Source organism: Prochlorococcus marinus XMU1404, assembly GCF_017696175.1.
In the GTDB taxonomy this organism is placed as follows: domain Bacteria; phylum Cyanobacteriota; class Cyanobacteriia; order PCC-6307; family Cyanobiaceae; genus Prochlorococcus_A; species Prochlorococcus_A marinus_X.
Window position 1 is genome coordinate 306,117 of record NZ_JAAORE010000001.1, and the last position, 13,722, is coordinate 319,838.

At 38.5% G+C, this 13,722-nt stretch carries 9 protein-coding genes, 2 tRNA genes and 3 rRNA genes; 7 read left to right on the forward strand and 7 right to left on the reverse strand.

The features are described from left to right. Positions 1 to 74: 74 nt before the first annotated feature. From HA144_RS01685 to ctpZ, 3 genes are read right to left on the reverse strand one after another with little or no spacing between them, the layout of a single operon-like run. Positions 75 to 731, reverse strand: a complete 657-nt coding sequence (locus HA144_RS01685; protein ID WP_209041871.1) for a septum site-determining protein MinC — start codon at positions 729 to 731, stop codon at positions 75 to 77. A 4-nt stretch (positions 732 to 735) separates the two neighbouring features. Next, on the reverse strand, positions 736 to 1,998 hold the full coding sequence (locus tag HA144_RS01690; protein ID WP_209041873.1) for an HD domain-containing protein: 1,263 nt from the start codon (positions 1,996 to 1,998) through the stop codon (positions 736 to 738). A gap of 17 nt (positions 1,999 to 2,015) precedes the next feature. Continuing rightward, positions 2,016 to 3,320: a carboxyl-terminal processing protease CtpZ gene (ctpZ, locus tag HA144_RS01695; RefSeq protein ID WP_209041875.1), complete on the reverse strand. Its 1,305-nt coding sequence runs from the start codon at positions 3,318 to 3,320 to the stop codon at positions 2,016 to 2,018. Positions 3,321 to 3,391: 71 nt separating this feature from the next. On the opposite strand from ctpZ, the gene petB reads away from it, so the two are divergent. Next, positions 3,392 to 4,048 (forward strand): cytochrome b6, encoded by a 657-nt coding sequence (gene petB, locus HA144_RS01700; protein ID WP_011375892.1) that lies wholly within the window; start codon positions 3,392 to 3,394, stop codon positions 4,046 to 4,048. Positions 4,049 to 4,079: 31 nt separating this feature from the next. Beyond that, positions 4,080 to 4,562: a cytochrome b6-f complex subunit IV gene (petD, locus tag HA144_RS01705; protein WP_011375893.1), complete on the forward strand. Its 483-nt coding sequence runs from the start codon at positions 4,080 to 4,082 to the stop codon at positions 4,560 to 4,562. A gap of 2 nt (positions 4,563 to 4,564) precedes the next feature. Here petD and HA144_RS01710 read toward each other — a convergent pair whose 3' ends face one another. After that, the gene (locus HA144_RS01710) at positions 4,565 to 6,004 is read right to left on the reverse strand and encodes a glycoside hydrolase 100 family protein (protein WP_209041877.1); all 1,440 of its coding nucleotides are present in this window, start codon (positions 6,002 to 6,004) and stop codon (positions 4,565 to 4,567) included. Positions 6,005 to 6,616: 612 nt separating this feature from the next. Here HA144_RS01710 and HA144_RS01715 point away from each other — a divergent pair. The 5 genes from HA144_RS01715 (at position 6,617) to rrf (ending at position 11,688) form a co-directional block, all read left to right on the forward strand. After that, positions 6,617 to 8,101 (forward strand): 16S ribosomal RNA (locus HA144_RS01715). Between the two features lie 123 nt (positions 8,102 to 8,224). After that, a tRNA-Ile gene (locus tag HA144_RS01720) sits at positions 8,225 to 8,298 on the forward strand. 12 nt (positions 8,299 to 8,310) lie between these two features. Then, positions 8,311 to 8,383: transfer RNA gene (locus HA144_RS01725), tRNA-Ala, on the forward strand. 252 nt (positions 8,384 to 8,635) lie between these two features. Then, positions 8,636 to 11,511: ribosomal RNA gene (locus HA144_RS01730) — 23S ribosomal RNA — on the forward strand. A gap of 60 nt (positions 11,512 to 11,571) precedes the next feature. After that, positions 11,572 to 11,688, forward strand: a 5S ribosomal RNA gene (gene rrf, locus HA144_RS01735). Together the 16S, 23S and 5S rRNA genes with 2 tRNA genes alongside form the textbook arrangement of a ribosomal RNA operon. A gap of 43 nt (positions 11,689 to 11,731) precedes the next feature. Here the strand turns inward: rrf and HA144_RS01740 are convergent. The 3 genes from HA144_RS01740 to HA144_RS01750 form a co-directional block, all read right to left on the reverse strand. Further along, on the reverse strand, positions 11,732 to 12,613 hold the full coding sequence (locus HA144_RS01740) for a DNA-formamidopyrimidine glycosylase (RefSeq protein ID WP_209041879.1): 882 nt from the start codon (positions 12,611 to 12,613) through the stop codon (positions 11,732 to 11,734). A 4-nt stretch (positions 12,614 to 12,617) separates the two neighbouring features. Next, on the reverse strand, positions 12,618 to 12,827 hold the full coding sequence (locus tag HA144_RS01745; RefSeq protein ID WP_011375896.1) for a photosystem I reaction center subunit IV: 210 nt from the start codon (positions 12,825 to 12,827) through the stop codon (positions 12,618 to 12,620). A 71-nt stretch (positions 12,828 to 12,898) separates the two neighbouring features. Then, positions 12,899 to 13,669, reverse strand: coding sequence for a LysM peptidoglycan-binding domain-containing protein (locus HA144_RS01750; protein WP_209041881.1), 771 nt, complete (start codon positions 13,667 to 13,669; stop codon positions 12,899 to 12,901). Positions 13,670 to 13,722 lie beyond the last annotated feature (53 nt).

Consider the following 13,722-nt stretch of genomic DNA (forward strand, 5'->3'; position numbering starts at 1 on the left):
TTAAATATTTTAAAGGTTAAGTAATTCTTAAATTTAAAATTTTGAATTAATTTATTTCAAAAGATTGATAAATTTTAAGTTTCAACTAGGTAAGGTTTAATGTTAATTGTTTGTTTTTCTATTACAGCAATTTCAGGATAATAATTTTTGGGTTTATCTTTTGGCCCAATAGCTATTACATCCGCAATTCTTAACTGTAATGGGCTTAAATAAAGTGATGTTATGGAAGCATTATTATTCCCACCTTTGCCAGCGATAGCGATACCTAGTAGTTTGCCCCAAACATAAATATTTTTCTTGGCGGATACTATTCCACCTGGATTAACATCTCCAATAATACATAAGTTTCCATTCGAAGATATTCTATCTCCTGATCTTATTGTTCCTTGATGAAGAATATCGTCTTTATTTTTTGACTCGAGTAGAATTAACTTGTTTTTAACCTCTTTTTCTTTAACAAAAGTTGAATCTATTTTTAAAGACTTTCCGGCTAATATTGTGTCTCTATTATTTGAGTAAATGCACAGAGAACAAATATTAATATTGTCAAAAATTTTTTTGAATTTTAATAATTGATGAGAACTTATTGACTCATTGATTGCGAAAATTTTTGCTTTTAGAGGTACTTTTATATCAGAAAATTTTTTGAATATTTCATACGTTTTGTCCAGCTTTTCAAGAGATATAGTTTCTACATAATTACTAATAATGCTATTTATAACGATTTTCATTGAATTAAACTATGAATTTATTTCTAATTAATGAAATTTGTTTGTTAATTTTATCTTTAATCACATTCGGGTAAATAATAAAGGCGCTTTCCTGAGATTTCATTAAAGTTTTTATTAATTCAGAACTATTTTCTAATGAACTTTGATAGATGCCATCCCATATTTTTAATGCATTGTTAGATTCAAAACCTTTAAATGATCTTTCCTTTATTCCGCAAAATATTTCTGAATCATAATTATTTTCTTCACATAATTTTCTAGCAAATGCAAGGATATTTAGTCTATCAATCTTATTTAAAAAACTTATATCTGATGCTTTCAACAAATCTCTATCAATAAACATTTTACATAGGGTAGATAGCGGTTTAAAAGATTCATCTTTCCATCTAATCAAGTGGTAGTAAAAGGTTATATCGTCATTTCTTATGAAATCATCAAAATTAATCTCAGTAGGAGAAAATATCCATTTAGAAAGAGATTTATCTAACCAAATTTTCTTCTCGGATTTATTTTTTATTGTGTAAATTATTTTTTCTAAAATCCATGTTGATATTTCATTTATTCTGTGGTTATAAATAGTTCTATACATCAAGTTTCTTAGTACTAAGAAATGTTCAATAGCAATCATTCCTTTTGGTTTGATTGCAATATTGCCATCAGGTGAAAAAGTAAGAGCTGAAATAATTCTTTCTAAATCTACCAAGCCATATTTGGTACCTGTGTTGTAACTATCGCGTAAAAGGTAATCGAGACGATCGCAATCTATTTCACTGCTTATCAAGGTTTTTAAAGGTTTAGAAAATAGTTGTTTTGTTTGAAATAATTCACCGATTTGTCTAGGTAATTCGTTGTCATACTTTTTAAGAATTGAATTTATTGGAGAATAATTTTCAACTAAATTTCTAGACCATTGTTCATGGTTGTGATCGAATATTGCTTCACTGGTATGACTTAAAGGTCCATGTCCTAAATCATGTAATAGAGCTGCTCCATAAAGAATGAATTTATTTTCACAAAATGAAGATTTACTCTCAATTAATCTGTTATAAATTTTTCTTGCGATACAGAAAACACCAATTGAGTGGGTAAATCTACTTGATTCTGCACCATGAAATAGTAATGATGCGGCCCCTAATTGTTTTATTCTTCTTAGTCTTTGAAAAGCAATTGTATCAATTAATTCCATAATCATTAATTCTTCTGGCTTCCCTGAATCAAATACTATTTCTTTGTGAATTGGATCATGAAAAATTCCTTTAATACTCATAGCGTTTGGTATTTATATCAATCTTTTACTACTTCAGGTTTTATTACCTCACTACTAAATTCATTAGTTTCAATTGGAACTTCTTCTTTTTCTAGAAGTGACTCTAAGAATAGTTCTGCATTTCTAACCCATTTATCTTCAGAACTCCCGTATTCACTTGCATCGGGAAGATCAAGTAACTTATCAGGTGTAATACCTTGACCCTGAATATTATTGCCTTTGGGAGTTAAATAACTTGCCACTGTTATTGCTATTCCACTATCTTCTCCCAAACTTTTTAGTGATTGAATTAAACCTTTGCCATAAGTTTTTTCTCCCATTAAAGTTGACCTATCATTATCTTGTAATGAACCTGCAAGGATTTCGCTTGCACTTGCGGTGCCTTTATTCACCAAAGTTACCATTGGGCCATTAAAAGAAGTTTCTTTTTGGGAGATTATTGAATCTTTTATACCATTTCTGTTCTTTGTTTCAACGACGGGTCTTTCACTCAATAATGAATCTGCAACTGCTATTCCGGAGCTTACTAGCCCACCTGAATTATTTCTGAGATCTAATATTAATCCTTCAACATTCTTTTCTTTTAACTCTTGAAGAGCCTCCTCAACTTTTTTGGGCACACTTTCGCTAAATTGAGTAATCCTTAAATATCCTATTGTGTGAGAGTCATCTCTTAATCTTTTTGTTCTGACTGGCCTTAGATCTACAGATCTCCTTTCTAAATCGACCTCTCTAATTTCTCCTGATTTCGAAGAAATTTCAACTAAAACTTTTGTCCCTGATTCACCTCTCAACTTAGAGGCAGTATTTGCAAGGCCTAATTCTTCAGATGAAATTCCATCTACTGTCTCTACAAGGTCCCCGCTGAGTATTCCAGCTTCTTCTGCTGGTGATCCCCCAAGAGTGGAAACAACCTTTACTTTTTTGGTTTCTTCATCTTCTCCTAATTGGAGCCCAACACCATTAATCTCACTACCAAAATTGCTTGATTTAAGGAGTTCATAATCTTTTGGGCGTAAAATTCTTGTATAAGGATCTTCTAGAGGTTTCAACATATTTTCAATTGCTGAATAAGCCTCTTCACTTGTTTCAATTTGTTTCTGTAGGGTTTTTTGTCTAATTCTTTTCCATTGTATTTCATCAAACTTTTCTGGGTCATAAAAACCCTCATTAACCAAGGTCCAAGCGTCAAGGACTAATTGCTTGCTATCACTGAGTGCATCTACGCTTTCAATTAATAAGAAATTGGTAGAAAAAACAACGATCATTAATGCAGTGATCAATGTTTTGAATGTTAAAAGTTTGTTAAAAGATGAATTCATTGGGTTAAGTGTTAACACCAAGTATAAGAATTTTAAGTAAGCTCTTTATATCAAAGCTAATTTTTTTTTGGATGGCGAATTCTTCATCTGTTTATGACTGGTTTCAAGAAAGGCTTGAAATTCAAGACATAACTGACGACGTAACTTCCAAGTACGTACCCCCTCACGTTAATATTTTTTATTGTTTAGGAGGCATAACTTTAGTATGCTTCCTAATTCAATTTGCAACAGGTTTTGCAATGACTTTTTACTATAAGCCAACAGTTACTCAGGCTTATAACTCAGTAAGTTATTTGATGACTGATGTAAGTTTTGGATGGTTAATACGATCTGTTCATAGATGGAGTGCATCTATGATGGTATTGATGTTAATTCTTCATGTTTTTAGAGTTTATCTTACGGGTGGTTTTAAAAGGCCAAGAGAACTAACTTGGGTTACAGGCGTTGTAATGGCAGTCATAACTGTTGCTTTTGGTGTAACAGGTTACTCTTTACCTTGGGATCAAGTTGGCTATTGGGCAGTTAAAATTGTTTCAGGAGTACCTGCTGCAATACCAGTAATTGGTGACTTTATGGTTGAACTACTTAGAGGTGGAGAAAGTGTTGGACAATCTACTCTTACAAGATTTTATAGTTTACATACTTTTGTCTTGCCATGGTCATTAGCAGTATTCATGTTGATGCATTTTCTAATGATTCGTAAACAAGGTATTTCAGGCCCTTTATAAGTCCCTATAATAAAACTATCACCGCAATCAAATGTCTACCTTAAAAAAACCAGATTTATCTGATCCAAAGTTAAGAGCAAAATTAGCTAAAGGTATGGGTCATAACTACTACGGGGAACCAGCTTGGCCAAATGATCTTTTATATATTTTTCCAGTAGTAATTTTAGGTACGATAGCCTGTGTTGTCGGACTAGCAGTTCTCGATCCTGCAATGTTAGGAGATAAAGCAAATCCTTTCGCAACGCCTTTAGAAATTCTTCCTGAATGGTATCTTTATCCGGTTTTTCAAATCCTTAGGGTAGTTCCTAATAAACTTTTGGGTATTGCGCTTCAAACATTAATTCCTCTCGGTTTAATGATTCTACCTTTTATTGAAAACGTTAATAAATTCTCTAACCCTTTTCGGAGACCAATAGCTATGTCACTCTTCTTATTTGGCACTTTTTTAACAATATACCTCGGGATAGGGGCTTGTTTACCTATTGATAAATCTCTTACTCTAGGTTTATTTTAATATCAAATTTTAAACATATCTAAATCATCATTCTCTTCTCTTAGAAAGTGATTCATCAATAAAAAACCAACAATAGTCCAAGTTTGGTATGTCCTTGATTGTTGCCCAACCCAAGTACCTGTAGGACCATCAAAATATTCTGCCCATTCTTGCTTAGGTAATTGATTAAGCTGACACCAATAAGATTCCTCGATTAAAGATTTCATTTCTTCCATAAGAATTACATCATCAGAAGGAAACTGTTTTTGGTGTAAAAGCACAGCTGTTCCAAAAAACCAAAGTAAGCTAGGCCAGTGACCACCATTGTGGTAACTCCAAGGCCAATTCTTAGGATCAGATCCAGTTTTATTTTGCCATTCTTCGACATCCATATGAGGATGACAAATGCGCATAGGCATTTGAGCCATCAAATCCTGCCTATTGTGTAAAACTAACCTAAATAAAGCTCTTTGTTCAGAAGGTGGAAGTACTCCAAACATACAAGCTAAAGAATTTCCTAAACTGTAAAATCGAAAATCAGGCCTTCCTGTTCTAATATTTCCTATTAAATAACCACCTCTATTTTCTAACCAATCTTGAAGCCATGAAGGTACTACTTGAGGTTGAACATTAAATTCATTGAAGTGCTGATCATCTCCATACTGCTCAGTTGGCCTTCTCCTTAAGATTTGCATCGTTTGGCTGGTAACCCAATAATGTTTTAAAAGAAAACTTCCTAAATCCTTAACCCATTGTTTTGTAAGAATAAGCCTTTGATCTAATAATCTACTTACATGATCTGCTCGACTTAATTCCATTAAGTTTATACAGCTCTTCAAACATCCATGAAGTAAAACTTCAACTTCCAAAGGCGCTCCCCATACATCCATAGGTCTATCAATCATAAATGAGCAATCCGGAACGAAAAGTACTGGAGTTCCCTCAAATGTTGGATGTAGAACTAGATCTAATAAAAGTTGAATACCTCTTTGAACACTTTGACTTTTCCCAAATTCATAATCACCACTTTTATTGACATAATACCAACATAAAATTGGCCACCATAAGCTTGCATCAGCGGACGTAATCCTGCCAATTGATCTTTGACCATAGTCTCCAATAAGCTTTCCATTTTCTTCAACGAAACTTGTAGGAAATACTCCACGCGTTTGATAATTAGTGCTTTGTAATTCAAGACATACACCTAGGAACCTTTTCACAATTTCATAACGTTTTTGGGTTATGAGATAAATCATTACTGGAACATTATCTCTTAAAAATATTTCTCCGTAATTTAATTTATTATTTTTTGTCGGATGTTCTAGTGCTGCAACACTCCCTACTATCTCGCCTGATATTTCAACTAAAGTTTTTTCGAAGTGTATTTTTGCATTTGTAACAATTTTCTCCTCCTCTGAACTTGGCCTAACTCTTAAATTTTTTTGACTAAATCTTTCTGCCATTTCATTTATATCCTTACTATTTAAGCCTAGTTGTTTAATGAGACTTTGAACAAATAAAAAATTAATAAAAAATTTTTGTATAAAAGGTTGCACAATTACAGTTGGATGGTTTAGTATTTTCTTCTGGGCAGAAATATTCTTTTTGCATTATTCAAACAATTATCTTAAATCTGATTTTTGGTAACTGAATGAATATTTTGGAAATTTGATTCCGGTCAGTATTTTCAGCCAGAAGGAGGGTTTTCCTTCCAAATTGAGTTATCCAATACTTGTTTAACTCGGCACCTAGAAAATTTAAAAACTTAGGAACTGATGCTTTTATTGCGTCAAGACTTTATCAAATTTAGATTTGATAATTTTGAGATGTATTTGCAATAAAGGTGTGAGGTCCCGTCAAGAATATATAAATTGTTTTCAATTGCTAACTTTTAGTTTTTGGAAACCAACGGATCTGAGATCTTGGAAAGTCACTTTAGAAATATTTTTAATGTGCACTCAAAGTAATCCTTAATTATTTAAGGAGGCTGAACCTAAATAACTTAAGTCAATCTTAATTTTTATTTGGAGAATGCAATTCATATTGAGTAGATTTATCTACAAAAGGATTTGAACACAACGGAGAGTTTGATCCTGGCTCAGGATGAACGCTGGCGGCGTGCTTAACACATGCAAGTCGAACGAACCTTCGGGTTAGTGGCGGACGGGTGAGTAACGCGTGAGAATCTGCCCTCAGGAGGGGGATAACGGTTGGAAACGACCGCTAATACCCCATATGCCTATTGGTGAAATGAATTTCGCCTGAGGATGAGCTCGCGTCTGATTAGCTTGTTGGTGAGGTAATGGCTCACCAAGGCTTCGATCAGTAGCTGGTCTGAGAGGATGATCAGCCACACTGGGACTGAGACACGGCCCAGACTCCTACGGGAGGCAGCAGTGGGGAATTTTCCGCAATGGGCGAAAGCCTGACGGAGCAACGCCGCGTGAGGGACGAAGGCCTCTGGGCTGTAAACCTCTTTTCTCAAGGAAGAAGATATGACGGTACTTGAGGAATAAGCCACGGCTAATTCCGTGCCAGCAGCCGCGGTAATACGGGAGTGGCAAGCGTTATCCGGAATTATTGGGCGTAAAGCGTCCGCAGGCGGCTCTTCAAGTCTGCTGTTAAAACGTGGAGCTTAACTCCATCATGGCAGTGGAAACTGAAGGGCTTGAGTATGGTAGGGGCAGAGGGAATTCCCGGTGTAGCGGTGAAATGCGTAGATATCGGGAAGAACACCAGTGGCGAAGGCGCTCTGCTGGGCCATTACTGACGCTCATGGACGAAAGCCAGGGGAGCGAAAGGGATTAGATACCCCTGTAGTCCTGGCCGTAAACGATGAACACTAGGTGTCGGGGGAATCGACCCCTTCGGTGTCGTAGCTAACGCGTTAAGTGTTCCGCCTGGGGAGTACGCACGCAAGTGTGAAACTCAAAGGAATTGACGGGGGCCCGCACAAGCGGTGGAGTATGTGGTTTAATTCGATGCAACGCGAAGAACCTTACCAGGGTTTGACATCCTGCGAACCTCTTAGAAATTTGAGGGTGCCTTCGGGAATGCAGTGACAGGTGGTGCATGGCTGTCGTCAGCTCGTGTCGTGAGATGTTGGGTTAAGTCCCGCAACGAGCGCAACCCACGTTTTTAGTTGCCAGCATTTAGTTGGGCACTCTAGAAAGACCGCCGGTGATAAACCGGAGGAAGGTGTGGATGACGTCAAGTCATCATGCCCCTTACACCCTGGGCTACACACGTACTACAATGCTACGGACAAAGGGCAGCAAACTCGCGAGAGCTAGCAAATCCCATAAACCGTGGCTCAGTTCAGATCGTAGGCTGCAACTCGCCTACGTGAAGTAGGAATCGCTAGTAATCGCAGGTCAGCATACTGCGGTGAATACGTTCCCGGGCCTTGTACACACCGCCCGTCACACCATGGAAGTTGGCCATGCCCGAAGTCGTTACTCCAACCCTTGTGGAGGAGGACGCCGAAGGTGGGGCTAATGACTGGGGTGAAGTCGTAACAAGGTAGCCGTACCGGAAGGTGCGGCTGGATCACCTCCTAACAGGGAGACAACAAAATGTTTATATTAATTTTGTCACCTTAGGTCGATCGGTATCTCACATTCTTAAATCATTTAAGAATTTCTTTTCCTAAGTTTTTCTAGGTCACACCCATTACTTTTCCTGGGCCATTAGCTCAGGTGGTTAGAGCGCACCCCTGATAAGGGTGAGGTCCCTGGTTCAAGTCCAGGATGGCCCATATCTCTATGTTGGGGGTATAGCTCAGTTGGTAGAGCGCCTGCTTTGCAAGCAGGATGTCAGCGGTTCGAGTCCGCTTACCTCCACTGATTACCACCTCTTGCATAAATTCTGAGGAAATCTTTTGAGATGTGATCAAATTCTGAACGAATCTAGCTTCCTAATAAAATCATTAAGATGCTGGACTCATTGAAGTAATTTCATTGTTTTCAGAGAACCTTGACAACTGCATAGATTTTATAAAGACAATAAGCATCTTTAATGATGCAGATTTATTATTTTTGCAACTGCATTAATAACAATTCTATTAAGCTGATGCTTCAATTTTTGAAGTTATTGGTCAAGCTACAAAGGGCTCACGGAGGATACCTAGGCACACAGAGGCGATGAAGGACGTGGTTACCTGCGATAAGTCTCGGGGAGTTGGAAGCACACTTTGATCCGGGAATTTCCGAATGGGGCAACCCCATGTACGGCCAACTGAATATATAGGTTGGTGCGAGCTAACCCAGCGAACTGAAACATCTTAGTAGCTGGAGGAAGAGAAAGTAAATAACGACTCCCTCAGTAGCGGCGAGCGAACGGGGAAAAGCCCAAACCGATAGTCTTGACTATCGGGGTTGTGGGACAGCAATATGTATCAACAAGTCTAGAAGAAACGTTTGAATGGCGTGCCACAGAGGGTGAAAGCCCCGTAATCGAAAGGTAAGTTGAACTAGCTGTATCCCGAGTAGCACGGAGCACGTGGAATTCCGTGTGAATCTGCGAGGACCACCTCGTAAGGCTAAGTACTACTGTGTGACCGATAGTGAAACAGTACCGCGAGGGAAAGGTGAAAAGAACCCCGGGAGGGGAGTGAAATAGAACATGAAACCGTGAGCTTACAAGCAATGGGAGCCCGACTAATCGGGTGACCGTGTGCCTGTTGAAGAATGAGCCGGCGACTTATAGGCACTGGCGGGTTAAACCGGAAATGGTGGAGCCACAGCGAAAGCGAGTCTTAATAGGGCGTTTGTCAGTGTTTATAGACCCGAACCCTGGTGATCTAACCATGGCCAGGATGAAGCTTGGGTGATACCAAGTGGAGGTCCGAACCGACTGAAGTTGAAAATTCAGCGGATGAGCTGTGGTTAGGGGTGAAATGCCAATCGAACCAGGAGCTAGCTGGTTCTCCCCGAAATACGTTTGGGCGTAGCGTCTAGTGCTCCAGCAGGGGGGTAAAGCAACCATTTCGGTGCGGGCTGCGAAAGCGGTACCAAATCGATATGAACTCTGAATACCCTGTGTGTAACTAGGCAGTCAGACTGTGGGGGATAAGCTCCATAGTCAAGAGGGAAACAGCCCAGACCGCCAGCTAAGGTCCCAAAATTAACGCTAAGTGATAAAGGAGGTGGGATTGCCCAGACAACCAGGAGGTTTGCCTAGAAGCAGCCATCCTCAAAGGAGTGCGTAATAGCTCACTGGTCGAGCGATCCTGCGCCGAAAATGAACGGGGCTAAGCGTTATACCGAAGCTGCGGATAAATTTATTTATGGTAGGGGAGCGTTCTATGTAGGGTGAAGCGTTAGCGTAAGCGGACGTGGACAGCATAGAAGTGAGAATGTCGGCTTGAGTAGCGAAAACATGGGTGAGAATCCCATGCCCCGAAACCCTAAGGGTTCCTCCGGCAGGCTCGTCCGCGGAGGGTTAGTCTGGACCTAAGGCGAGGCCGAAAGGCGTAGTCGATGGATAACAGGTCAATATTCCTGTACCAGTTGTGTTTTGGGAAGGGGGACGGAGAAGGCTAGCCAGGCCAGATGTTGGTTACTGGTTCAAGCGTTCAAGGCTTTGAGAGATGGAGAAAACATCTTGAGCTAAGGCGTGAGTACGAGCTGCTACGGCAGCGAAGTTGGTGATGTCATACTTCCAAGAAAAGCCCTATACCCGTTAAGACACAAATGCCAGTACCCGAAACCGACACAGGTGGGGTGGTAGAGAATACCGAGGGGCGCGAGATAACTCTCTCTAAGGAACTCGGCAAAATGGCCCCGTAACTTCGGGAGAAGGGGTGCCAGCGAGAGCTGGTCGCAGTGAAGAGGCGCAAGCGACTGTTTACCAAAAACACAGGTCTCCGCTAAGTCGCAAGACGATGTATGGGGGCTGACACCTGCCCAGTGCCGGAAGGTTAAGGAAGCCGGTTAGCTTTTAGTGAAGCTGGCGACTGAAGCCCCGGTGAACGGCGGCCGTAACTATAACGGTCCTAAGGTAGCGAAATTCCTTGTCGGGTAAGTTCCGACCCGCACGAAAGGTGTAACGATTTGCGCGCTGTCTCGGAGAGAGGCTCGGCGAAATAGAATTGTCTGTGAAGATGCGGACTACATACACCCGGACAGAAAGACCCTATGAAGCTTTACTGTAGTTTGATATTGTGCTCGGGCTCTGAATGCGCAGAATAGGTGGGAGACGTTGAAATAGTGCTTGTGGGTACTATTGAGTCATCGGTGAGATACCACTCTTTTAGAGCTAGGGTTCTAACGCTTACCCGTTATCCGGGAAGCGGACAGTATCTGATGGGCAGTTTGACTGGGGCGGTCGCCTCCTAAAAGGTAACGGAGGCGCACAAAGGTTCCCTCAGGCTGGTTGGAAATCAGTCGTTGAGTGCAAAAGCAGAAGGGAGCTTGACTGTGAGACCTACAAGTCGAACAGGGACGAAAGTCGGTTTTAGTGATCCGACGGTTCTGCGTGGAAGGGCCGTCGCTCAACGGATAAAAGTTACTCTAGGGATAACAGGCTGATCTCCCCCAAGAGTTCACATCGACGGGGAGGTTTGGCACCTCGATGTCGGCTCATCGCAACCTGGGGCTGAAGTCGGTCCCAAGGGTTGGGCTGTTCGCCCATTAAAGCGGTACGCGAGCTGGGTTCAGAACGTCGTGAGACAGTTCGGTCCATATCCGGTGTATGCGCAGGAATATTGAGAGGATTTCTCCCTAGTACGAGAGGACCGGGAGGAACGCACCTCTGGTGTGCCAGTTATCGTGCCAACGGTAAACGCTGGGTAGCCATGTGCGGAGTGGATAACCGCTGAAAGCATCTAAGTGGGAAGCCCACCTCAAGATGAGTATTGCCATGGCTTAAGCCAGTAAGGTCACGGGAAGAACACCCGTTGATAGGCTCTACGTGGAAGCTTGGTAACAAGTGCAGCGGAGGAGTACTAATAGACCGAGGGCTTGACCAAATAAACTTAATTTATTGTTTTTATATACTATTTCTATGCAGTTCTCAAGGTTCACACTATCCTGGTGTTCATGGCGATGTGGAACCACTCCGATCCATCTCGAACTCGGTTGTGAAACGCATCAGCGGCGAAAATATTTAGGGGGTAGCCCCTTGAGAAAATAGCTCAATGCCAGGTAAAAATATTTAAAAGGGTTTACTCTGCTTGAGTAAGCCCTTTTTTATTTTTGGCATTTAGGACACCAATGTGTACTTCTTCCAGTAATTTTTTGCCTTTCAATTAAATTTCCACATTTACGGCATTCTTTACCTGTTCTCCTATAAACATTTGTCTGTAAACCAAAATTCCCATTCTCTCCTTCCAAGTCTCTAAAATCACTGAAAGTTGTTCCCCCAGAACCTATACTTTTTTTTAATACAGTTACGATTGATTCTTTGAGCTTTATTAACTCATTCTTCTTTATTGTTCGAGCTTCCCTAAAAGGTGAGATGCCAGCGGTGTATAAACTTTCATCAGCATAAATATTACCTATACCTGCCACTATTGTTTGATCTAATAAAATAGCTTTTATAGATTTTGTTCTTTTTGAAATAATTTTCTTAAGGTATTTTGTATCAAATTCATCAGAAAATGGTTCTGGTCCTAATGAGCCTAATCCTTTGATTATTTTATTGGGCGATAACCCTTGCTTAATCCACCACATTTGGCCAAAACTTCTTACGTCAATGTATCTAAGCTCATTATTGTTTTTATCGAAAAATCTTATTCTTGTATGCTTACAAGCCATAGTAGAAGTATTTATAAATTTGAAATATCCAGTCATTCTTAGATGAACTACAAGAAATCCATTATGTTTTAATGTTATTTTTTCATTAAATTGAATATTCTCATTTTCAATTTTTTTTAGTTCAGCAATTAAATATTTTCCTCTCCTATTCCAATTCTGCAAAAGCGAATTATGAAGTCCATTAATAAATTCTTCCTTTTGAGGAGGAAAAGCTACAGTTGAATCCCTATAGACTTCTACTTTTTTAATAATAAAGTTATTAAGTTTTTGCTCTAAACCTCTGCGAACTGTCTCTACTTCAGGTAATTCAGGCAATTATTTAAGCTTTCTCTAATTCACTTTCAGCGAAATTATTTGTATTTGCTCCACCTTCAGTTCCGCTAATCCCAGCGTAATTTACTTTATCGAATCTGACTACACAGTTGTATTTAATACCTGAGGTATCAACTGAAGCAACTTTACCTATTTCATTGTACCAATATGATTCTGGTCTTTTTACTCTTACGAGATCTCCTCTTGAAATAGCCATTACTATTAATTTAACTTTTTTTAGAATAACCCATCATTAATATTCTTAGACAAATTATTCACACATATTAATTAAAAGTTTTCACAAAAATCATTTATTAAATTATTTTCGAATTCTTCTTTAGCAGGCTTACTTCCCATCCATTTCCTGCCAGGTATTCTTACATCTAATTCATTTGTATCACAATTGATTGAAATAATCAGTTTTTTATTTTCTTGATTTAGTACGTTTAAAACTTTTCTACCTTTAATATCTTTATATGATTTACTTTGGATAATTAAAGGGCCATAAATTTTTTTATCTAACTCAAATAATTCATTATTTTTTTTATTTTCAGTTGTTTCATGATTTTCTGAATTAATTATGTTTTTTTTTCTTATTATGAGTTTCTGACCAACTTTTATTGAATCAGGATTATTGAGATTATTAATCTCTATCAGATCGATTACTTTTAAATCATATTTGTTTGATATCTCAGTCAGATTCTCACCAGTTTGAACAATATGATAATTATTTATTAAATCTGATTGTTTTGTAAGATTTTCTCTAGATTTGGAGATAATAAGATTTTGGCCAACAAATATATAATTTTCGTCTTTTAAGTTATTCAATTTAATAATTAAATCTTTATTTATTGAATAGAATTTTGAAATACTCGATATTGTATCTCCACTTTTTACAATATGAATTTTTTTTATTTCAGTTTTTTCTTCAGTAATTGATTCTTTTCTAGCAATATTCTCAATTTTATTTTTTTCTGAAAATATCTTTTCTTCTGATTTTATCGATGATTGATTAAAAAAACTAATAAATATGGCAATTACTAAAAATGCAAATTTCATAAAACTCACTATTTATTTAAAGATAATCTTTAAATTTAAAATCGCTAGGTTTT